The 20,371-nt window shown below is 70.1% G+C and carries 20 protein-coding genes; 7 read left to right on the top strand and 13 right to left on the bottom strand.

The genetic code is table 11. The features are described 5' to 3' along the window. Window positions 1-109 precede the first annotated feature (109 nt). On the top strand, window positions 110-529 hold the full coding sequence (locus IEY55_RS18990) for an MFS transporter (protein ID WP_229686530.1): 420 nt from the start codon (window positions 110-112) through the stop codon (window positions 527-529). A 36-nt stretch (window positions 530-565) separates the two neighbouring features. Here the strand turns inward: IEY55_RS18990 and IEY55_RS18985 are convergent, their stop codons facing one another. Beyond that, window positions 566-2,140: an alpha/beta hydrolase gene (locus IEY55_RS18985; protein WP_189059709.1), complete on the bottom strand. Its 1,575-nt coding sequence runs from the start codon at window positions 2,138-2,140 to the stop codon at window positions 566-568. 47 nt (window positions 2,141-2,187) lie between these two features. Beyond that, window positions 2,188-3,807: an alpha/beta hydrolase gene (locus IEY55_RS18980; RefSeq protein WP_189059730.1), complete on the bottom strand. Its 1,620-nt coding sequence runs from the start codon at window positions 3,805-3,807 to the stop codon at window positions 2,188-2,190. A gap of 58 nt (window positions 3,808-3,865) precedes the next feature. Here IEY55_RS18980 and IEY55_RS18975 point away from each other — a divergent pair, with 58 nt between their 5' ends. Continuing rightward, the gene (locus tag IEY55_RS18975) at window positions 3,866-5,602 is read left to right on the top strand and encodes an NAD+ synthase (RefSeq protein ID WP_189059707.1); all 1,737 of its coding nucleotides are present in this window, start codon (window positions 3,866-3,868) and stop codon (window positions 5,600-5,602) included. A gap of 202 nt (window positions 5,603-5,804) precedes the next feature. Here the strand turns inward: IEY55_RS18975 and IEY55_RS32140 are convergent, their stop codons facing one another. Together IEY55_RS32140 and IEY55_RS18965 are read right to left on the bottom strand one after the other, a co-directional pair. Further along, on the bottom strand, window positions 5,805-6,203 hold the full coding sequence (locus IEY55_RS32140; protein ID WP_229686529.1) for a hypothetical protein: 399 nt from the start codon (window positions 6,201-6,203) through the stop codon (window positions 5,805-5,807). Continuing rightward, complete coding sequence (locus IEY55_RS18965) at window positions 6,200-6,460, bottom strand: hypothetical protein (RefSeq protein ID WP_229686528.1); 261 nt, start codon at window positions 6,458-6,460, stop codon at window positions 6,200-6,202. Before IEY55_RS18965 ends, IEY55_RS32140 begins: the two co-directional genes overlap by 4 nt. A 154-nt stretch (window positions 6,461-6,614) precedes the next feature. Between IEY55_RS18965 and IEY55_RS18960 the strand changes: the two genes are divergently transcribed. Both IEY55_RS18960 and IEY55_RS18955 read left to right on the top strand, forming a co-directional pair. Next, window positions 6,615-7,358: a DUF5919 domain-containing protein gene (locus IEY55_RS18960; RefSeq protein ID WP_189059705.1), complete on the top strand. Its 744-nt coding sequence runs from the start codon at window positions 6,615-6,617 to the stop codon at window positions 7,356-7,358. 8 nt (window positions 7,359-7,366) lie between these two features. Next, window positions 7,367-7,837: an NUDIX hydrolase gene (locus IEY55_RS18955; protein ID WP_189059703.1), complete on the top strand. Its 471-nt coding sequence runs from the start codon at window positions 7,367-7,369 to the stop codon at window positions 7,835-7,837. 22 nt (window positions 7,838-7,859) lie between these two features. Here the strand turns inward: IEY55_RS18955 and IEY55_RS18950 are convergent, their stop codons facing one another. Then, window positions 7,860-8,468: a DUF998 domain-containing protein gene (locus tag IEY55_RS18950; RefSeq protein WP_189059701.1), complete on the bottom strand. Its 609-nt coding sequence runs from the start codon at window positions 8,466-8,468 to the stop codon at window positions 7,860-7,862. Between the two features lie 47 nt (window positions 8,469-8,515). After that, entirely contained in the window at window positions 8,516-11,932 is a 3,417-nt protein-coding gene (lysX, locus tag IEY55_RS18945; RefSeq protein WP_229686534.1) for a bifunctional lysylphosphatidylglycerol synthetase/lysine--tRNA ligase LysX, read from the bottom strand. A gap of 136 nt (window positions 11,933-12,068) precedes the next feature. On the opposite strand from lysX, the gene IEY55_RS18940 reads away from it, so the two are divergent. From IEY55_RS18940 to panB, 3 genes are all read left to right on the top strand, one after another. Beyond that, a complete protein-coding gene (locus IEY55_RS18940; RefSeq protein ID WP_189059699.1) occupies window positions 12,069-12,929 on the top strand; it encodes an alpha/beta fold hydrolase in 861 nt (286 codons plus the stop codon). 99 nt (window positions 12,930-13,028) lie between these two features. Beyond that, the gene (locus IEY55_RS18935) at window positions 13,029-13,328 is read left to right on the top strand and encodes a DivIVA domain-containing protein (RefSeq protein WP_189059697.1); all 300 of its coding nucleotides are present in this window, start codon (window positions 13,029-13,031) and stop codon (window positions 13,326-13,328) included. Between the two features lie 229 nt (window positions 13,329-13,557). Beyond that, window positions 13,558-14,436 carry a 3-methyl-2-oxobutanoate hydroxymethyltransferase gene (panB, locus tag IEY55_RS18930; protein WP_189059695.1) on the top strand — a complete coding sequence of 293 codons (879 nt, stop codon included), beginning with the start codon at window positions 13,558-13,560 and terminating at the stop codon, window positions 14,434-14,436. 101 nt (window positions 14,437-14,537) lie between these two features. Here panB and IEY55_RS18925 read toward each other — a convergent pair whose 3' ends face one another. The 7 genes from IEY55_RS18925 to IEY55_RS18895 all read right to left on the bottom strand — a co-directional run bounded on the left by IEY55_RS18925 (window position 14,538) and on the right by IEY55_RS18895 (window position 20,370). Beyond that, window positions 14,538-15,515 carry a glutathione S-transferase family protein gene (locus tag IEY55_RS18925; protein WP_189059693.1) on the bottom strand — a complete coding sequence of 326 codons (978 nt, stop codon included), beginning with the start codon at window positions 15,513-15,515 and terminating at the stop codon, window positions 14,538-14,540. 211 nt (window positions 15,516-15,726) lie between these two features. Then, the gene (locus IEY55_RS18920) at window positions 15,727-16,764 is read right to left on the bottom strand and encodes a DNA polymerase IV (protein WP_189059691.1); all 1,038 of its coding nucleotides are present in this window, start codon (window positions 16,762-16,764) and stop codon (window positions 15,727-15,729) included. A 58-nt stretch (window positions 16,765-16,822) separates the two neighbouring features. Next, on the bottom strand, window positions 16,823-17,587 hold the full coding sequence (locus IEY55_RS18915; protein WP_189059723.1) for a helical backbone metal receptor: 765 nt from the start codon (window positions 17,585-17,587) through the stop codon (window positions 16,823-16,825). 79 nt (window positions 17,588-17,666) lie between these two features. After that, window positions 17,667-18,332: an NADPH-dependent F420 reductase gene (gene npdG / locus IEY55_RS18910; RefSeq protein ID WP_189059690.1), complete on the bottom strand. Its 666-nt coding sequence runs from the start codon at window positions 18,330-18,332 to the stop codon at window positions 17,667-17,669. A gap of 189 nt (window positions 18,333-18,521) precedes the next feature. Then, window positions 18,522-18,716, bottom strand: a complete 195-nt coding sequence (locus IEY55_RS18905) for a hypothetical protein (protein ID WP_189059688.1) — start codon at window positions 18,714-18,716, stop codon at window positions 18,522-18,524. Window positions 18,717-18,827: 111 nt separating this feature from the next. After that, window positions 18,828-19,280, bottom strand: a complete 453-nt coding sequence (locus IEY55_RS18900; protein WP_189059686.1) for a hypothetical protein — start codon at window positions 19,278-19,280, stop codon at window positions 18,828-18,830. Between the two features lie 121 nt (window positions 19,281-19,401). Next, window positions 19,402-20,370: a C40 family peptidase gene (locus IEY55_RS18895; protein WP_189059684.1), complete on the bottom strand. Its 969-nt coding sequence runs from the start codon at window positions 20,368-20,370 to the stop codon at window positions 19,402-19,404. Between the last annotated feature and the right edge of the window lies 1 nt (window position 20,371).

Below are 20,371 nucleotides of genomic sequence, written 5' to 3'. Positions count from 1 at the left end.
CACCAAGACCAGAAGACACAACTTTCAGACAAGGAAAACTGAGCCAAAAACTTGACGCGGGACACGGTTCGACACGGACCTCGTTATCGCGGGTCTGGGTCTGGGCCTGGTGATCGCGCCGCTGGCCGCCGCGGTGCTGCGCGTGGTGCCGGCGATGCAGCACGGGGTCGCGTCCGCGGGTGTGGTCGTGGCCCGGATGACCGGGATGTTGGTGGGCGTCGCGGCGTTGTCCGCATGGGGCCTGCACCGTTTCCGGACGTTGACCGCGGACCTGGCGACCCCGTTGCCGTTCGGGGTCTCACCGGAGGAGTACCAGCGCAAGCTCGCCGACTACCAGCTCGCGATCCAGCACGCGCTGCTGACGGAGTACCGAGAGATCTTCCTGCTCACCGCGGTGATCTGCGTGGTGGGCGCGGCCGCGGCGCTGTTGCTGCCCGGCCGCCCGCAGAAGGTTCCGGTCTCCGCTCCCGACCAGCCCGCGCCCAGCGGTGCTGCGGCCGGGGACACGATGTCCGACCTGGAGCGGTGAGGCAGCTCACCGCCGATCGAGGGCCGGGCGGCGGTGTCAGCAGCGAGCGCCGTCCTCCGGGGTCTTCAGGTCGACCAGGTACCTGGTGCCCCGCTCGTCGACGCACTGCTGACCCTGCAGGAACACCGTGTGTTGGTTGCCGTCGAAGGTGAGCAGGCTCGCGTTGAGGGCCCGGGCGAGATCAACCCCCGCCTGGTACGGCGTTGCCGGGTCGCCGGTGGTGGAGATCACCAGAAGTGGGGGCAGGCCGTCCGCCTTGGGCTGGTGCGGCTCGCTGGTGTGCGGGACCGACCAGAAGGCGCAGGCGTCGAGCACGCCGGCCGGCTCACCCGCGATGAACACGCTGTCCTCGCCCAGGACCTCGCGGGCCTTGCGGTCGGCCTCGCGGAGGAGGTCGCGATCGGTGACGGGCGGGTCGTCGACGCACCGGATCGCCCGGAAGGCATCGTTCCGCGTGGAATAGTGGCCGTCGGAGTCCCGGCCGAGATAGGTGTCGGCGAGGAAGAGCAGGGTGCGGCCGCCGCCGTTGGCCAGGTCGGCGATCCCGGTGTCGAGCACGGTCCACAGCTGCTCGCTGTAGAGGGCCTGGACCACGGCCGTGACGGCGTCGGTGAAGGACAGCTTGCGGTCGCCGAGCTGCCGTGGCTCCTTCTTCAGCGGCTCGATGAGTTCCTTCAGCCGCGGTTCGGCGGCCGCCGGGTCGTTGCCGAGCGCGCACTTCCCGCGGCCGACGCACCACTCGACGAACGCGTCGAACGCCTTCTTGAAGCCCTGCCCCTGAGCCTGGGACTGCGCGAGCTTGTTCTCCTCGGGCGCCACGGCTCCGTCGAGCACCATCGCCCGGACGTTCTGCGGGAACGTCTCCGCGTAGGCGGTGCCGATCCGGGTGCCGTAGGAATAGCCGACGTAGCTGAGCTTCTCGTCACCCAGGGCGGAGCGGAGGGCGTCCATGTCCCGGACGACGTCCCTGGTGCCGACGTGGGAGAGCACGTCCTTGCCGGTGCGCTCGGCACACTTGCGGGCGTAATCCTTCTCCTCGGCCTCGGTCTGCGCGATGCCCTCCGGCGAGGTGTCCAGGTCCGAGTCGAGGCGCTCGGCGTCCCACTCCTCGTCGGTGAGGCACCGCACCTGCGGCTCACTCGCGCCGACCCCGCGGGGGTCGAAACCGATCAGGTCGAACCGCTCGGCCACCTCACTGTCGCGGAGGAGCGACCCGAGTTGGGCGGCGGCCTCGATACCGGAGGCGCCGGGGCCACCGGGGTTGATCAGCAGGGAGCCGATCCGGTGCTGCTGGTCGGTGGCGGGGCGCCGGAGCAACGCCAGCGAGACGGTGCGGCCCCGTGGGTCGTCGTAGTCGAGCGGCATGGTGGCACGGCCGCATTCGATACCGCGCTTGGTGAAGGCGAGGTGTTGCTCCGTCGTGGTCGCGAAACTCTCGCACGAGCCCCATGCGATGGCCTGGCCGTAGAACCGCTCCAGGCCGGCCGGGACCGCCCCGACCGGCCCGCGTTGTTCCTGGCGCAGGCCCACGGGCGTGCCGGGGATGGTCGTGCAGGCGGTCAGCAGGCCGAGGGCGGCCACGGCGGCGAGGACTCGCGGCAGGCGGGACACCCCGCCATTGTCACCCGATCAAGTGACACTCGTCCGGCACGGCCGGATCAGCGCCGGCAGGTGGTGTCCCCCGTGGGCGGCTCCAGGTCGGTCAGGTACCGGATCGTGGCCTGGTCGACGCAGGACACGCCCTGCAGGAACACGGTGTGCTGCTCGCCCTCGTAGGTGAGCAGGCGCGCGCCGAGCGCCCTAGCCAGGTCGACCCCGGCCTGGTAGGGCGTGGCGGGGTCGCCCGTGGTGGAGATCACCAGGGTCGTCGGCAGCTGCCCGGGGTCGGGGACGCGCTGGTCCCTGGTCGGTGGCACCGGCCAGAAGGCGCAGGTGTCCAGCGCGCTGGACGGGCCGCGTCCGTCGTCGAGGAACGGGGCGGCCTCACGGTAGCGGCGGTCGGCTTCCAGGCGCTTGGCCTTGTCGGTCAGCCGGGCGTCGTCGACGCAGCGGACCGCGGTGAAGGCATCGGTGATCGTCGAGTAATGCCCGTCGCTGCCCCGGCCGTAGTAGGTGTCCGCCAGCTTCATCAGGGTCATGCCCCGGCCGAGCGCGAGCTCGGCCAGCCCGCGGTTGAGCGTCTGCCACAGCGACTCGGCGTAGAGGGCCTGGATCACGCCGGTGGTCGCGTCGTTGTAGGAGAGCTTGCGGCCGTCGCCGGCGTCGGCCGGCTTGTCGACCAGTGGGTCGACCAGCTTGCGGAAGATCGGCACGGCCCGGGCGGGGTCGGAGCCCAGGGCGCACTGCTGCTGTTTGGCGCACCAGGCGGCGAAGGCGTCGAACGCCCGCTGGAAGCCGGCACCCTGCGCCACCAGCTCGGCTACCGGGTCCTGCTCGGGGGCCAGCGCGCCGTCCAGCACGAGGGCGCGCACGTTCTCGGGGAACGCCTCGGCGTAGGCGGTGCCGATCCGGGTGCCGTAGGAGTAGCCGAGGTAGCTGAGCTTCTCGTCACCCAGGGCCGATCGAAGCACGTCGAGGTCGTTGGCCACGTCCCGGGTGCCGACGTGGGAGAGCATCTCCCTGCCGGTGCGCTCGGCGCACTTGCGGGCGTAGTCCTGCTCTTCGGCCTCGGTACGGGCCACGCCTTCCGGGGAGTTGTCGACGTCGAGGTCGAGGCGCTCCTCGTCGCGCTCCTGATCGGTCAGGCATCGCACCTGCGGTTCGCTCGCGCCGACCCCGCGGGGGTCGAAGCCGACGAAGTCGAACCGCTTGCCCAGCTCACTCCCGCTCACGGTGTGCGCCAGGTTGGCGGCGGCGCTCATGCCCGAGGCGCCCGGCCCACCGGGGTTGAGCACCAGGGCGCCGATCCGGTTGGGCTGGTCACCGGCCGGGCGGCGGAGCAGGCCGAGGGTGATCGAGCGGCCCTGTGGAGCGTCGTAGTTGAGGGGGACCCGCAGCCGCGCACACTCCAGGCCCTGGCGCGCGAAGGCGACCCGGTCCTCGGCGGTGGTGGCGTAGCCCTTGCAGTCCTCCCAGGTCAGGGCCTGGCCGTAGAACCCGTCGAGCCCGGCCGGCACGGAGCCGGCCGGCCCTCTGCTCTCGGCGTGCGGCTGGGGCGGGCCCGGGTCGGTGGGGCCGGACGAGGTGCAGGCCGCGGGGACCAGGAGCAGGGCCGCGGCGCCGAGGGCGGCGAGGGCGCGGGTCACAGGGGGCACCCTTGAGATCGTGCCAGCATGCATCGGATGCATGTCCGGTGCCTGCCCACGTCGACCTCCGGAAATGCGCGATGATGGGGGCATGCCCCGGAAGTGTCAGCTACGCCTTGCCCTCGCGCAGGTGAACACGTGTGTCGGCGACCTGGTCGGCAACTCCGACCTGGTCGTCGAGTGGACCCGCAGGGCGGTCCAATCGGGCGCCCATGTGGTCGCCTTCCCGGAGATGGCCCTGACCGGCTACCCGGTCGAGGACCTGGCGCTCCGGGAGTCCTTCGCCACCGCCTCCCGCCAGGCCCTGGACGCGCTCGCCACGCGGCTGGCCGAGGCGGGCTGCGGTGACATCGTCGCGATCGTCGGATACCTGGACCGGGACGCTGCCGGGCCGCGGAACTCCGCCGCGGTCCTGCACGAGGGCAGGGTCGTCGCCCGGTACCACAAGCACCACCTGCCCAACTACGGGGTCTTCGACGAGTTCCGCTACTTCGTGCCGGGTGACGAGCTACCGATCCTGCGGGTGCACGGCGTCGACGTGGGTGTCGTGATCTGCGAGGACATCTGGCAGGACGGGGGGCCGGTGGCCGCGCTGGGCGTGGCCGGGGTCGACCTGGTGATGTGCATCAACGCCTCCCCGTACGAGCGGAACAAGGACGACGTGCGGGGGCCGCTGGTGGCCGGGCGGGCGGCCGAGGCCAGGGCGCCGATGGCCTACGTGAACCTGGTCGGCGCCCAGGACGAGCTGGTCTTCGACGGCGACTCGCTGATCGTCGGCCCGGCCGGCGAGCTGATGGCGCGGGTGCCGCAGTTCGTGGAGCAGCTGCTGGTCACCGACGTCGACCTGCCCGTCGGGGGGCACACCACGACCGGCCGGGTCGGCGGGTTCGACGTGCGACGGATCGTGGTGTCGGCCGAGCCGCTCGCCCGCTACGAGCCGCTGCCCGTGCCGCCGCGCGCCGAGCCGCTCCCCGACGCGGAGGAGGTGTGGTCGGCGCTGGTCACCGGGCTGCGGGACTACGTGCACAAGAACGGCTTCAAGTCGGTGGTGCTGGGGCTGTCCGGCGGGATCGACTCGGCCGTGACGGCGGCGTTGGCGGTGGACGCGCTGGGACCGCACGCGGTGCACGGCGTCTCGATGCCGTCGGAGTACTCCTCGGAACATTCCCGGAGCGACGCGGCCGAGCTGGCGCGGCGCACCGGGATCAACTTCCAGGTGCAGGCGGTGGCCGACCAGGTGCGGGTGTTCGTCGAGCAACTCGGGTTGACCGGGCTGGCCGAGGAGAACATCCAGGCCCGGTGCCGGGGTATGACGTTGATGGCGTTGTCGAACCAGCACGGGCATCTGGTGTTGGCGACCGGGAACAAGACCGAGCTGGCCGTGGGCTACTCGACGATCTATGGCGACGCGGTCGGCGGGTTCGCCCCGATCAAGGACGTGCCCAAGACGTTGGTGTGGCAGCTGGCCCGGTGGCGCAACGCCGAGGCGGAGAAGCGGGGTGAGACGCCGCCGATCCCGGAGAACTCGATCACCAAGCCGCCGTCGGCCGAGCTGCGGCCCGGTCAGGTCGACCAGGATTCGTTGCCGGACTACATGTTGCTGGATGACGTGCTCGACGACTACGTCGAGGGCGACCGCGGTTTCGCCGACTTGATCGAGGCCGGTTTCGAGCCGGAGCTGGTGCAGCGCGTGCTGCGCATGGTCGACCGGTCCGAGTACAAGCGGCGGCAGTACCCGCCGGGCACGAAGATCACGTTCAAGGCGTTCGGCCGCGACTGGCGGCTGCCGATCACCAACGCGTGGCGCGAGCACCAGGTGGGATCGTAGCGGCGCTCTCCTGCTCGGGTGGGGTTTCCCTCTGGTGCCAGTAGAGGGAAACCCCGCTCGTCTTTGTGGCTGGTTATCCCCTGTGGTTAGTCGTCGGTGATGGTGATGGTGCCGGTGTAGTCGCAGTTGGCGCAGCCTTTGCCGTTACAGTCGCCACAGACGCCGGTGATGTTGGGCAGCCCGTGGCGGGTGGTGTGGCCCATCAGTACTCCCTTCGGCGGTGTCCGCTGTGGGGACGGGATATGAAGCGGGCCAGGTGGTCCCGCGTCCAGGTGATGCCGAATTCCCGCAGGGTGTTGGCCTCGCACGTCCCGGTGATGGGGACGTCGTCGAACAGCGGGATGGAGTGGCGCAGCGTGCCGTGCCGCACCTGGAGCTGGCCGGCGCCGAGGGGCCAGACGAACACGAAGTGGCCGTACATGAACAGCCACGCCTCCCGGCCGTCCACGTAGCCGCGGACCGGGCCTTCGGAGAAGAAGGGGCAGCGGTAGACGGTGCGGGACTCCCCGTTGCGGAAGGTGCGGGTCTCGGCACTCACCCCCGGGGGAAGCACCCCGCCGGGCAAAGACCGCAGCAACGCGTGCAGCTCCACAGCCTTCACCGCCCCGGGGCTTCAGACGGAAGCTGTGGGGCACAGCTGGTGGTGGGCAGCGGGGCGGTCAGCAGGCAGGCGGTGCACGGCATGCCCTCGACCGCATCGAGCCACTCGGCGACACCGGGCGGGATCGAGGTGCCGCAGTAGGCCACAAGCTCGGATGGCACCCCAGGGCCGGAAGGCGCGGGCACCAGATGCACCACCCGCGACGCCTCCCCCACCACACCGGGCAGGAACCGAACCAACATCACTCCACTTGTCATCGCTCGACCTCTCAAGACACCGAAGTGCAATGCCTGAAAGGTCGGCGAGGAGACGGTGACGCGATCACCGCATGTCAGGACTTCCCGAGACGGCCTCGACGATCTTGTGCTAACGTTGAGACGTCCCTACTCGTCCCTTTCCAGGGAGCTTGGCGTGCGGAACGAGCGACTGCGGGATGCTCTGCTACGCAACGGCTTCACTCCAACGGACGTGGCACTGGCTATCAGGGTCGATGCCAAGACTGTTGAGCGCTGGATCACCAAGGGCCGAACCCCTTACCCCAAGCATCGGCACGCACTCGCCGCGATGCTTCGGGAGAGCGAGAGCTACCTCTGGCCCGATGCGGTCGCCCCGGAGCACGCCGCTCAAGTCAGCGAGTCCGAGGTCATCAGGATCTACCCCCACCGAAACTCGGTTCCGGTCGAGGTGTGGGATCGATTGATCGACGCCGCAGCCAAGCGGGTCGATGTATTGGTCCACGCAGCGCTATTCCTGGTTGAACGTCCCGCCTTCATCAAGGAGCTGAGGCGCAAGGCCGAAGCGGGGTCAGGGATCAGACTGTGTTTCGGCGATCCAGCCTCCCGGGAAGTCGCTCGACGCAGTGAGGAGGAAGGGCTTGGAAAAGGTACCCTCGCCGCGCGAATCCGCAACGCACTTGCCTTCTACCGGCCCCTGCAAGGGGTGGCCGGGGTGGAGATGCGGTTCCACAGGAGCACCCTCTACAATTCCATCTTCCGCTTCGACAACGAGATGATTGTCAACACGCACGTATATGGAATCCAGGGGGCACATGCACCCGCCCTCCACCTGCGTCGACTCTCCATAGGCTCGCTGTTCGAGACCTACTCGGAATGTTTCGACGCCGTCTGGACATCAGCCAGGTCTGCGACCTTCTAAGGAGAGGCATGGCCCGCCTCGACTACCTCGACGACCCCAACGCACCGGAGCCCAACAGCATCGCCATCGCGGTCAGCGCCTTCGTCCAGGACAGCGCCGGACGGATACTCATGATCCGCCGCAGCGACAACGACCGGTACTCCATCCCGGGCGGCCAACTCGAACTCGGCGAAACGCTCACCCAGACGGTCGCCCGCGAACTGCGCGAGGAGACGGGGATCGAGGTCGAGGTAACCGGGTTGATCGGCATCTACTCCAATCCGCGTCATGTCATCGCTTATGACGACGGCGAGGTGCGCCAGGAGTTCTCCATCTGCTTCCGTGCCCGTCCCCTCGGTGGGCGGCTCCGCACCAGCAGCGAGTCCAAGGAAGTCCTCTGGGCCGAGCCCGAACGGCTCGATGCCCTCAACATCCACCCTTCCATCAGGCTCCGCATCACCCATGCACTCGCAGACCGGCCCCAGCCCTACTACACCTAGCCTGCGGGTCAACCCACCAGCACTAGACCGATGATCCAGACCGGTCGGCGCGCAGAAGGAGGGTGGCACCGGTGAGGAGGGCGACCGCTACAACGAGGAGCTGGATTCGCTGGGCCAGGCCGGCGCCGGGCTGGCTGTAGAGCAGCACCGAGAGCACACCCGTCACGATGAGCAGGACGAGGACGATCCGGAAGAGCAGGCTCGCCTTCCCTTGGGTCATCCGTTCTGCTGCGAGGGCCGCAAGAGCGGAGCCGATGAACGCACTGACGCTGAACACCGTGTGTGCGTAGTGCGCCGCAGACAGCTCCCCCGCCTGCTCCGCGGACCGGCACGCCGCGTTGACCGAAGTCGCGCAGTCCATGGGAAACACCGCCACGGCGATGGTCGACAGGCCGTAGAGCGGCAGCCCGATCATCAATGCGCGCCAGGGCCATCCGGGCGGCAGCACGCGGGACAGCGGGATGCTGGCGAGGAGGAACAACAGCCCGGCAGCGATGTCCGTGGAACGGAAGAACCAGCGGTAGGGCTGGTCGCGGGCGCCGTACTCGCTCACATAGCTGGTGAGCGCCGACAGGCGGGCCGGCAGGAAGGGCTCGACCAGCCACACCGAATAGACCACCGCCGCGATCACCAGCAACAGGCCCGCGACGAGCCGCGCCCGAGGAGCACGAGTGGCGTTCAGTTGTCGTCTCCCTTCCCGTTGTTCCCCTCGGCTGGTCGCACGAACGGGAAGAGCACGGTCTGCCGGATCGATGCGCCGGTCAACAACATCAACAGGCGGTCGACACCCAGCCCCATGCCGCCGGTGGGCGGCATACCGTATTCCAGAGCCAGCAGGAAGTCCTCGTCCAACTCCATCGCCTCGGTGTCACCGCTGGCCGCCTTCAACGACTGGGCAACGAGCCTCTCCCGCTGCTCCAACGGGTCCGTCAGCTCGGTGTACGCCGTGGCGATCTCGGTGCCGAATGCGACGAGGTCCCAGCGCTCGGCCAGCCGCGGGTCGTCGCGGTGCTGCCGGGTCAGCGGGGAAACCTCGGTGGGAAAGTCCTTGTAGAACGTGGGTTTCGTGGTGTGCGGCTCCACCAGGTGCTCGTAGGCCTCGAGCAGGAACTGGCCCCGGTTCCAGCCCTCCAGGAACTGCACCCCGGCGGGCTCCAGGCGCCGACGTAGTTCGGCTAGGTCCACCTCGGGTGTGATCTCCTCGCCAACCGCCCGAGAGATCGCCTCGTGCACCCCGATCACCGGCCACTTCCCGCCGATGTCGTGCTCCTCGACCAATCCGTCGGGACCACGGCGCCGCACCACCGGCCGGCCGTGGGCCGCGGTCGCCGCCGCCTGGATCAGGTCGCGGGTCAGGTGCAGCATCGTGTGGTAGTCGGCATACGCCTGATACGCCTCGAGCATCGTGAACTCGGGGTTGTGGGTGGCGTCCACGCCCTCGTTGCGGAAGTTGCGGTTCAGCTCGAAAACCCGGTCCACCCCGGCCACACACAGCCGCTTCAAGTACAGCTCGGGCGCGATCCGCAGGTACATTCGCATGTGATAGGCATTGATGTGGGTCACGAACGGCCGCGCGTTCGCTCCGCCATGGACCCGCTGCAGCATCGGCGTTTCCACTTCCACGTACTCGCGACCGTGCAGCGAGTCCCGCAGCGAGCGGACCACCGACGAACGCAGGCGCAACATCTCCCGCGAGTCGGGGTCGACGATGAGATCCAGGTACCGCTGGCGGACCCGCGCCTCCGGGTCGCCGAGGCCCTTTCGCTTGTCCGGCAACGGATGCAGGCACTTGGCGGTCAGTGTCCACTCCGAGACGAGCACGGACAGCTCTCCCCGACGCGTGGTGATGACCTCACCGCGCACCCCCACCAGGTCGCCGAGGTCGATCGCGGCCAGCCACTCGGCGAGCCCGTCCTTGCCCAGGGCGTCCGCGGTGAGCATCACCTGCAACTCCCCGCTGAAGTCCCGCAACACCGCGAAGGCGAGCTTCCCCAGCTCCCGTTTGGCAACCAGCCGGCCCGCCACCGTGACCTGCACGCCGGTACGCGTGTCCGGGGCGAGTTCCGTGAATCGGTCGCTCACCGACCCGAGCAGCTCGCCCCGCTCGAAACCGACCGGATACGGGTCGACTCCCTCGGCGCGCAGTCGGTTCAGCTTGGCCAGCCGGACCCGCACCTGCTCGGGCAGGCGACGCTCCGGGGGCCGCGGTTCCGCACGAGTGTTGATCTCGCGGACCCGACGCGCAAAATCCTCGTCCACCGCGCCGGTCTCCAGCGTGTGGTCGCGTCGCCGCACCAGGGACCGCATGCTCGGCACGAAGCCCTCGGCGACACCTCCGACGATGCCCACGCGCACCAACTCCCGGGCACGGCCGTAGCACAGGAAACGAGGCTTCCACCATGGCCCGTACTTCGCGTTCGACCGGTACAGCGACTCCAGTTGGAAGAACCGGGACGCGACGCTCAGCAGCCCGCGCCACAGGCGCAGCACCGGCCAGGCACCGATCCGCGCACCCTCCTCGAACACCGCGCGGAACATGGCGAAGTTCAGCGAGATCCGTTGGATACCGAGCTTGCCAGCGGAAGCCGCCAGGGAGGCCACCATGTACTCGTTGAGCCCGTTCTCTGCCGACCGGTCCCGGCGCATCAGGTCCAGCGACAGGCCACGCCGACCCCAGGGCACGAGGGACAGCAGGCCCCGCAACCGTCCTTCCGCGTCGTAGGCCTCGACCATCACGTTGCACTCGTCGCTCGGGTCCCCGAGCCGGCCCAACGCCATGGAGAAGCCTCGCTCGGTCTCCGCTCCACGCCACCGTTGTGCCGCGGCGAGCAGCTCGGTCATCTCGTCCTCGGGGATCTCGCCGTGCCGCCGCACCTGAACCCGGTAGCCGGCACGCTCCACCCGGTTCACCGCCTGCCTTACGGCGCGCCGCTCGCGTCCGGTGAGGGTGAAGTCCCGCACCTCGAGGATGGCCTCGTCGCCGATCTCCAGTGCCTTGAGGCCGGCCTCGGTGTAGGCGTGGGCGCCGTTCTCACCGGCACCCAGCACCGCCACGACCCACCCGTACCGGCGGGCCTCGGCCAGCCAAGCGGCAATGGCGGCGGGCCAGTGCTCCGCGTCGCCGACGGGGTCGCCGCTGGCAAGACTGGTACCGCCCAGCACCCGGTAGGTCACGGCTGCGCGACCGGACGGGGCGAACACCACGCTCTTGTCCCGCCGGGTCGCGAAGTAGCCCAGCGAGTCGGGCTCGCCGTGGTCGGCGAGCAGCTCGCGGATGCGCAGCTCCTCCTCTTGGGAGAGCACGCGGCGGGTGCGCACCGAGCGGAAGAAAACCGCCAGCGCATAGGCGGCGACCGCCGCGCCCAGGAAGCCGAGGAACACCGACAGCCACCCCGGTCCCACCGGTCCGGTGTCCGGCCGGAACCGCGGCAGGCTCAACCCGGTGATCGGGTCGACGAGGTTGCCGGTGACCTGGCTGCCGGCCCACGCCAGCTTGTCGGTGGCGGCCACCAACTGGCCAGGGAAGATCTCCACCAGCGCCCAGCCGATGAGCGTGGCCAGCGCCAGGCCGGCGACCAGCACGGCCAGGGCACGGCGCCAGGCGCCCTTCTCCAGCCGCGCGGGGAAGGCCGGCCGCAACGTCCACAGCACCGCGAGCACGACGATCGTGGCGGCCAGGTAGGGGACGGTGGGCCAGATCAGGTCGGCACGGCTGACGGGCTGGTCGGGGTCGAGCAGGTCCGGGTCGACCAGCCCACTCGGGTCGGGGCTGACCAGCACGAGCAGGTCGACCAGCAGGGTCAGGCCGAGCCAGAGGAACTGCAGGAGCAGCAACGCACGCAACGCCGCCCGCTTGCGTCGCCGTAGCGCCGCACCGAGCACGGCGAACAGCAGGGCGACGAAGACGTTGGAGTCGACCGGCAGCCCGACGAAGTAGAACAGGTCGGTGACGGTGTAGACGGCATCCGGGTAAGTGTCCTCGAACACGATCATCAGCAGCGAGAACACCGCCGCGAGCTGGACGATGGTCGCCACGACACCGGCGGCGGTGACCTTCCACTCCGGCACGTGGGGGTCGACGCGGGTCGCCGGCACCGACGCCGGCAACGCCGGTTCGGCGAGTTCGGCCGTGCTCGCCCCTACTCGTTCCACCTCGGATCCTCCCCGCCGTTTCGTCCGGCTCCGCCCGCCCGTCCGGCGTAAGGTCGACAGGGCTGTGCGGACCGATTCGATGATTCCATCGCGGGTCGGCGGCCTGCACGTCCTGCGGGACGGCCCCGCCGACGCGCCGGTCGTGGTGCTCGGCCCCGGCCTCGGCGGATCCTGCCTGGACTGGCGGCTGGTGGCCCGGTTGCTCACCGGGCACGCCAGCGTGGTCCGGTTCGACCGGCCCGGCACCGGGCACAGTGGACCCTGCTCCGGACCGTGCGGCGGCCCGCCCTCGCTCCGCCGGGAGATGGCGGTGCTGGCGGCGGCAACCGGCGGGGCGCCGGTCGTGCTGGTGGGGCATTCGGTGGCCGCGTTGCACATGGAGGGGTTCGCCCGGACGCGGCCGGAGGCGGTGCGCGGGCTGGTCCTGGTCGACCCGAGCGTCGAGCCACCGGATGGCATCGGATCTGCCAGGTCTGCCGGGTCGCTGAGGTCCATCGACCCACTGGTGCCGGTCACCCGGCTCCTGTCCCGCTTGCCGACGCTGCCGAGGCGGCTGGCCCGGCGGGTGGGTCCGGCCGGGCGGCAGATCGCGATCGGCCTGGGTGCGCTCACCCGGCGCGAAACCGGGAGCAGGGCCGAACTGGCCGAGATCTACGGGCGCCCCGAGGTGCTGCGGGCCGTACTCGCCGAGTACGCGGCCTACCCCGAGTTGGTCACCGACCTCCAGCGACTGCGGGCGGAACGGCCGCTACCCGCCGTTCCGCTGGTGGTGCTGACCGCCGGGCGCGCCTGCGGCCCGAACGTCCTGGTCGGCCACCGCGCCATGGCGGCGATGTCGCCGCTGGGTGAGCACGTCGTGGTGCCCGGCAGCCGCCACCTCATGCCGCTGGACCGGCCGGACGCGGTGGCGCTCGCGGTACGGCGGGTGCTGGCCGCCTGAGCCGGGCCACCCTCGTGGGTGGTTTCGCCCATTTTCCGGTCCAGCCGGGCGGGGACTCGTGGTTACGCTCGGCGCGTTCCCTAACCCGAAGGGGAGATCATGGCGCTCACCGGGGACGACGTCCGCAACGCCGAGTTCTCCACCACCGGTTTCGGCCGTCGCGGGTACAAGGAGCGGGAGGTGGTGGACTTCCTGCTCGCCGTCGCCGACACGCTCGACGGGAAGAGCAAGGTCACCGCGCAGGACGTGCGCGAGATCGAGTTCGGCGCGACGCTGGGCCGCGGTGGATTCGCCGAGGACGAGGTCGACGAGTTCCTGGACCGGGTCGAGCGGGAGCTACGGGCCCGTGAGGAACGGTCCGAGGAGGCGGACCCGACCGGCCGCGGCGATGTCGGCTAGGCCGGGCACGGCCGTGTGCCGCGCGTAGCCGTCGCCACGCAGGGTCACCTCGGACCCCGGTCCGGATCGGTGTGACCGGGTACCGACAGCGTGCCCATCCGGGTCCGGTTGTGAAGCTGCTCGCACGGGGCTGTCCTCCGGCGGACGGCGTGTCACGCTCGATCCACACACCTTCAGCGCGACCACGGGGACCCGCGGATGCGGGCCTCGAGGGGAAGGACGGTCAACGATGACTGCTGTTTCAGGCGTGTCCGGCGGTGAGGAAACCACCGCCCCCTACGGCTCCGGAGCGGCCGCCAAGCCCGCACCGACGAAGCGGGTACGCGTCCACCACCTGCGTGAGCTCAAGGAACGCGGTGAGCCGTGGCCGATGCTCACCGCCTACGACATGTACACGGCACAGATCTTCGATGAGGCGGGCATTCCCGTGCTGCTCGTCGGTGACTCGGCGGCCAACAACGTCTACGGCCACGACACCACCCTCCCGGTGACCGTCGACGAGATGCTTCCGCTGGTCCGCGCGGTGACCCGCTCGGTGCGCCGATCCCTGGTCGTGGCCGACATGCCCTTCGGCTCCTACGAGGTCTCCACCGAGGAGGGGCTGCGCAACGCCATCCGACTGATGAAGGAAGGTGGCGCGCACGCGGTCAAGCTGGAGGGTGGTCGACGGTACGCGCCGCTGGTGGAGGCGATGGTGGCGGCCGGTGTGCCCGTCATGGGACACATCGGCTTCACCCCGCAGAGCGAGCACGTGCTGGGCGGCTACCGGGTACAGGGCCGGGGCGTCGCGGGCGACGAACTGCACGCGGACGCGATGGCGTTGCAGGAGGCCGGGGCGTTCTCCGTGGTGCTGGAGATGGTTCCGGCAGAGGTCGCCAAGCTGATCACCGGCGACCTGCGCATCCCCACGGTGGGAATCGGCGCCGGCCCGGACTGCGACGCCCAGGTGTTGGTGTGGCAGGACATGGCAGGCCTGCGACGGGGCAAGGCGCCGCGGTTCGTGAAGCGGTACGCCGACCTGGCCGGGGCGCTCGCCGATGCCGCGTCCCAGTTCCGCGACGAGGTTCGTGCCGGGGAGTTCCCCGGCCCGGAGCACGTCTTCCACTGATTTCTTCTGTCGAGTAGTGCTCGAATGCGCTCCTCGCGGTGACTGCGGGGAGCGCATTCGCTATCAGAGCACGGTGAATCGGCAGTCCTGGCACGGACGGTTCACGGCGGGGTGGCGTCGGCGCCGAACGGCGAGCCGCCGAGCGCCTCCCGGCCGTGTGGGGTGTGCCAGCCGGAGAGGTCGGGCCCCAGCGGGACGATGCGGCTGAGGTTCAGCTGCTCGTGCGTGCGGTAGTAGTGCCGCTTGATGTGGTCGAAGTCGACGGTCTCGCCGAACCCGGGCGTCTGGAACACATCGCGGGCGTAGGCCCACAGGACCGGCATCTCGGTCAGCTTGTGCCGGTTGCACTTGAAGTGTCCGTGGTAGACGGCGTCGAACCGGACCAGCGTGGTGAAGAGCCGGATGTCGGCCTCGGTGATGGAGTGTCCGACGAGGTAGCGCTGGTTGGCCAGCCGCTCGCTCAACGCGTCGAGACGGTCGAACAGTGCCCGGTACGCCTGCTCGTATGCCTCCTGGGTGGTGGCGAAGCCACAGCGGTAGACACCGTTGTTGACATCGCCGAAGACATCGGCGTTGATGGCGTCGATTTCCTCGCGCAGACGCTCCGGGTAGAGATCGGGGGCTCCCGGCCGGTGCAGGGCCCGCCACTGGGTCGAGAGGTCGAGGGTGATCTGGGGATAGTCGTTGGTCGCGACCTTGCCGGTGCGGATGTCGATGATGGCCGGGACCGTGACGCGGCCCTCGTAGGACGGGTCGCTGGCGCGGTAGGCGTCGGCCAGGAACCCGATGCCGAGCACGGGGTCCCGGCCGCCGGGGTCGAGGGTGAACCGCCAGCCCCGCTCGTCGCGGATCGGGTCGACGACGGCCAGCGAGAGCGCGTCCTCCAGGCCGAGCAGCCGCCGGACGATCACGGACCGGTGCGCCCATGGACAGGCCAGGGAGACGACGAGCCGGTAGCGGCCGGGCTCCACCGGCCAGCCGGACGAGCCGTCGGCGGTGATGCGGTCGGTGAAGCGGTTCGGCTGCCGCACGAACTCGCCCCGCCGGGAGGTCTCCCGCGTGAACTGTGGTGCGGTCATACCTCGACGGTAGGCGTCCGTCGGCTCCTGCGCAGGCACTCGGATGGCTGCAGCGATCCCGCGGTGTGGGGCCATGAGGCAGCCGACCCCCCTGGGGAGTCTTCACGGGGATGGCTAAATGCCCACCCCCTAATTTTCTAGTGTAGTTGATCTTGAGGCGGTTGGGCAAGATCACGAGCGAGGGATCTTGCGGCACGTCGCGAACGCTGACCTAGTCCGCAGGCTGGTCGAACTCCGCACGCACGCCCAGCAGGCGCACCGGGCGGGTCCGGTCGAACCTCCGCACGAGCTCCAGCGCGGCGTGCTCGAGGTCCCCGGCGTCGTTGGTCGGCGCGGGCAGGGTGAGGCTGTGGGTCTTGGTGACGAAGGGCGCGAATCTGACCTTGACCGCGACCCGCACCGCCGGGCGCCCCTCCGCCAGCACGTCCCGAGCCACATGCCGGGCGAGCTGGACGATCTGCTCGTCGATCTCGGCGGGGTCGGTCAGGTCCTGCTGGAAGGTGACCTCCCGGCTCCGGGAGCGCGGCACGGGCGGGGTGGTGCTCACCTCGGTGCCACCGGCACCGAGCGCCAGCAGCCGGTACCACGGGCCCAACTTCGGGCCGAACCGTCCGGCCAGTTCGTCCGGGTCGGCCCTGGCCAGGTCGGCGACCGTGGCCAGGCCCGCCTCGGCGAGCTTCGCCGCGGTGCGGCGACCGATGCCCCACAGCGCGGCCGTGGGCCGCCCGGCCATCACCGCCACCCAGTTGTCCCTGGTCAGCCGATAGATCCCGGCCGGTTTGGCAAAGCCGGTGGCGATCTTGGCTCGGAGCTTGTTGTCCCCGATCCCGACCGAGCAGGACAACCCGGTCTCCGCGGCCACCGCACGCTGGACCTCCGCGGCGAGCGCCTCCGGGTCCGCGGTGTGTGCGCCGAGGAACGCCTCGTCCCAGCCGAGGACCTCGACCACCACCGGGAACGCCCGCAGGGTCGCCATCACGCGCTGGGAGACCTCCTCGTAGACCGGCGGATCGGACGGCAGGAACACCGCCTCCGGGCACCGTCTGGCCGCGACGCGCAGTGGCATACCCGAGTGGACCCCGAACTCGCGTGCCTCGTAGGACGCGGTGGCCACCACGCCCCGCTGGGTCGGATCGCCGGCGCCGCCGACCACCACCGGCCGGCCGCGCAGCTCGGGCCTGCGCGCCACCTCGACCGCCGCGACGAACTGGTCGAGGTCCACGTGCAGGACCCAGTCCATGGTGGACACGCCATCCAGTATCGGCGGCGAAGCCCCCCGAGCCAGCCGAGCGCGACGGGCACCGGGGTCAGCCGCGGAGCGAGCGGCTGAGGAGTTCCCGGGCTTCGACGAGGGACGGGCCGTGCCAGGTGAGATGACGTCCGGAGATCAGGGCACACCGCGCATCGGGAAAGGCTTCCGGGCCGTCGTCAGCCGTGAACAGGTACGGCTCGTCCGGCAACACCACGAGATCAGCTGCTCCCGACGTCAGAAAGCCCTGTAGTTCGGGCAAACGCGGGCGCGGGTAACGCTCCTCGTGCTCGGCATACACATTGCCCACGCCCAGTCGCCGCAGCACGTCGCCCGCGAAAGTGTCGCGGCCCAACACGACCCACGGCTTACGCCAGACCGGAATGATCGCGTTGGCCCACAACGGTTCCGGCTCAGCCCAGACCCGCTCCGACTCCGCGAGCCAGTCCACGACAGGAAAACCGAAAACCTCAGCGAAGAGTCTCCGCAGCGAGCGCAGCGCGTCCGGGACGGTTGCCGGCGCGGCAGTGACCCACACGGGCACTCCTGCCGCGCGCAGCTCGGCGACATCGCCGGGCCGGTTCTCCTCGGCGTTGCCCAGCACGAGATCCGGTTCGAGGGCCAGAACCCGTTGCACCTTCGGATATTTCGAGCCACCGACCCGCGGAATGTCCAAATCGGACGGATGTGTGCAGTAGTCGGTGGCACCCGCCAGTACCCCGGGCACGGTGAGCGCCACCGCCTCCGTCAACGACGGCACGAGCGAGACGACGCGTGACGGCGGATCCTGCAGCGGAACCTCGGCACCGAGGTCGTCCAACAACGCCACCGCGCCTCCTTCCGGCGTTGCGACGGCGGGAATCAGGCGCATCAGGCCGGCTCGACCAGCGCCCGCCGTCGATTCAGACGTCGGTGATCCGGATTCCGGCGTGCGCCTTGTAGCGGCGGTTGATGGCGATGAGGTTGGCGGTGAACGCCTCGACCTGGCCGGCGTTCCGCAGCCGACCGCCGTAGATCCCCCGCACTCCCGGGATCTGCTCGGCCAGCTCGCGCACCACGTCCGTGGCCTCCCGGTCGTCACCCAGCACCAACACGTCGGTGTCGACCTTCTCCACCTCCACGTCGACCAGCAGCACGGCCGACACGTGGTGGAAGGCAGCGGTCATCCGGGCTTCCGGCAACAACATCGCGGCCTGCTCCACGGCACTGCCTTCGGGAACCTCCAGCTGGTACGGGCCCTTCTTGTCAAAGCCGAGCGGGTTCACACAGTCGACGACGATCTTGTCGGCCAGAGCCTCCCGCAGCGGGCCCAAGGTGGCCGCGTGCGCATCCCACGGCACCGCCACAACCACGATGTCGGCGCGCGCGGCGACCTCGGTGTTGTCCGCGCCCCCAACGCTGTCCGACCCGGTCGCCGAGCGCAGTTCGGCCGCGGCCGCCTCGCCACGGGCGGCGTCCCGGGAGCCGATCAGGACCGACAGGCCCGCCTTGGCCCAGCGGTAGGCCAGGCCCCGCCCCTGGGGCCCGGTCCCGCCGAGAACGCCGATGGTCAGGTCCCGCACGCTCACTGGTCTCCCCTTCCGCCGAGCCACCCGGGCAGCCGCACCGGGCTACCGATAAGTAACCTACCAACTGCGGGCAGCCAGCGCCCTGCCACGACGACAGGGAGAACGCGATCACGCGCCCACACCGGAAACGGGTGCCTCGCAACACACCCAGCCGCCCGGGCCGGCATTGCTACCGCGCACCGTGCGGGCTCAGTCGTCTTCGTCACGCCACGCGCGGTCGCGGGCGTCCTCCCGTTCGGTCCGCTCGCGCGCGATCTCCAACGCGCGCTTGGCGGTGGCCTCATCGGGGTACGGGCCCATGCGGTCCTGAGCTCGGCACTCGAACCCTTGCTCAGCCCGGTTGTGCTTCAGGCAGTAGTACCAACCCGACTCCGGAGCAGCCATGGGGTCAGCGTCCCATGCGCGCCCCCGCATGTCATCCGCTCCGCGAAGGGTGAGCCACGAGAGTGTGCGGAGGCTTCGGGGGGTCGCTCCCGTCCTGGTGTGGCGATTCCGTCACCACCGCTGGGGTGGCGAAGCCGGCGGGACGTGCCCGCCGCCCGGGCTGCGCGGGATCGGGTCCAGGCAGGACACCAGGACCTGCTTGCTCTCCGGATCGTCGATCCGCTGCCCGGAGCGGTCGCGGTAGACCAGGTCGCCGCCGGAGTCGATCTCCACCAGGCAGCCCACCTCGGCCAGCTGCTCCTCGTCGAGGTCGACCAGGCGCTCGTACCGCGAGGGCACCACCCGGTACACCGGCCACGGCAGATGGCCGTACGCCTGGTGGAACTCGGCGAGCAGGTGCGCCATCTGCTGCTGCCAGGGCAACGGCATCGACTCGGCCAGCGAACGCGGCAGCACCACGTACCCCGGGTCCACGCCGTGCCGGGCACCACCGAGGTAGTCCCGCAGCGGGGTACTCGACGCCGGCGGTCCGGACGGCCGCGGGATCGGGGCGTTGGTGAACATCGGTCTGCCTCCCCTGTGGTCGGAGTTTCTTGCCGGACGCCCCACCCGGTCGGCTCCCACGGACTCCCACACCCCCGAGCACCTGTGATCGTTCACGGGAACTGACGGGAAAGCCACTCGATCACACGCCCGGGCGCACCGCGTACGGGATCAGGTCCGGCCACACCGTGATCTTGGACTTTCGGACGTTGGCCCCGGTGTAGGGCGCCTCGATCATCTCGCCGTTGCCGATGTAGAGCCCGACGTGATGGATCGTCCGGACGTCGTTCATGTTCCCGTAGAAGACCAGGTCACCGGGCTGGACCTGCTCGATCGGGATGTAGGCGCCGGCCTTCCACTGGTCGTAGGTCACCCGCGGGATCTGCACCCCGCCCGCCCGGTAGGCGGCCTGCACCAGCGCCGAGCAGTCCCAGCGGTCCGGACCGGTGGCACCCCACTCATAGGCGTCGCCCAGCTCACCGAAGACGAACGACACCGCGCGGGAAGCCGACTCCGACGGCGGTGGGGCTGCGTAGCAGCCGGTCGGGTCCTCGACGTTGCCGATGTCGGCCACCAGCTGCACGGCCATCGGCTCCCAGCGGTGGTAGCGGTCCGGGAACGCCGAGCGCTCCACGGCCTGCGCCGCGTCGCCGGGCCGCATCCGCTCCCAACCCCGGATCCGCACCAGCGTGTCGTAGAACCAGTTGATCTGCCACGTGACGTCGAGCCGCTCCCGCAACGAGCCGTGCATGCCGCGGATCTGGAAGATTCCCAGCGAGTCCCGGTCGCCGTAGGTGAGGTTGCGGATGCCGGACTCCTGCCTGGCGGCCTGCAACGCGATCTGCCACGCCCTGGGCGGCAGGTCCCGCTGCTTGCCGATGGTGATGATGAGCGCCGCGATCCGCTTGGACTCGTCCCCGAGCCGGCGCACTTCCTGCTCGGCCCGCGGCAGGCCGCCTTCCGGCCAGGCGCCGATCATCGCGTCGCAGATGCCGTAGGTCGTGTTCTCGTCGCCGCCACCGCCGATCACCGAGCGCACCACACCGGTCGTCGTCGTGACGACGGTGGCTAACACGGCGACCATGACCACCGAGAGAAGCGCGATCCGCATG

The sequence above is a fragment of the Longimycelium tulufanense genome (assembly GCF_014645795.1).
Classification (GTDB): Bacteria; Actinomycetota; Actinomycetes; order Mycobacteriales; family Pseudonocardiaceae; genus Longimycelium; species Longimycelium tulufanense.
Note: the sequence above shows the minus strand (reverse complement) of the source record. Positions and strands in the feature narration are given on the sequence as shown.

Bases quoted from the DNA above. Each gene is read 5' to 3' on its own strand.
- IEY55_RS18980 (WP_189059730.1), bottom strand. From the start codon at position 3,807: ATGCATGCTGGCACGATCTCAAGGGTGCCCCCTGTGACCCGCGCCCTC.
- IEY55_RS18975 (WP_189059707.1), top strand. From the start codon at position 3,866: ATGCCCCGGAAGTGTCAGCTACGCCTTGCCCTCGCGCAGGTGAACACG.
- IEY55_RS18965 (WP_229686528.1), bottom strand. From the start codon at position 6,460: ATGACAAGTGGAGTGATGTTGGTTCGGTTCCTGCCCGGTGTGGTGGGG.
- IEY55_RS18955 (WP_189059703.1), top strand. From the start codon at position 7,367: ATGGCCCGCCTCGACTACCTCGACGACCCCAACGCACCGGAGCCCAAC.
- IEY55_RS18940 (WP_189059699.1), top strand. From the start codon at position 12,069: ATGATTCCATCGCGGGTCGGCGGCCTGCACGTCCTGCGGGACGGCCCC.
- IEY55_RS18935 (WP_189059697.1), top strand. From the start codon at position 13,029: ATGGCGCTCACCGGGGACGACGTCCGCAACGCCGAGTTCTCCACCACC.
- panB (WP_189059695.1), top strand. From the start codon at position 13,558: ATGACTGCTGTTTCAGGCGTGTCCGGCGGTGAGGAAACCACCGCCCCC.
- IEY55_RS18925 (WP_189059693.1), bottom strand. From the start codon at position 15,515: ATGACCGCACCACAGTTCACGCGGGAGACCTCCCGGCGGGGCGAGTTC.
- IEY55_RS18905 (WP_189059688.1), bottom strand. From the start codon at position 18,716: ATGGCTGCTCCGGAGTCGGGTTGGTACTACTGCCTGAAGCACAACCGG.
- IEY55_RS18900 (WP_189059686.1), bottom strand. From the start codon at position 19,280: ATGTTCACCAACGCCCCGATCCCGCGGCCGTCCGGACCGCCGGCGTCG.
- IEY55_RS18895 (WP_189059684.1), bottom strand. From the start codon at position 20,370: ATGCGGATCGCGCTTCTCTCGGTGGTCATGGTCGCCGTGTTAGCCACC.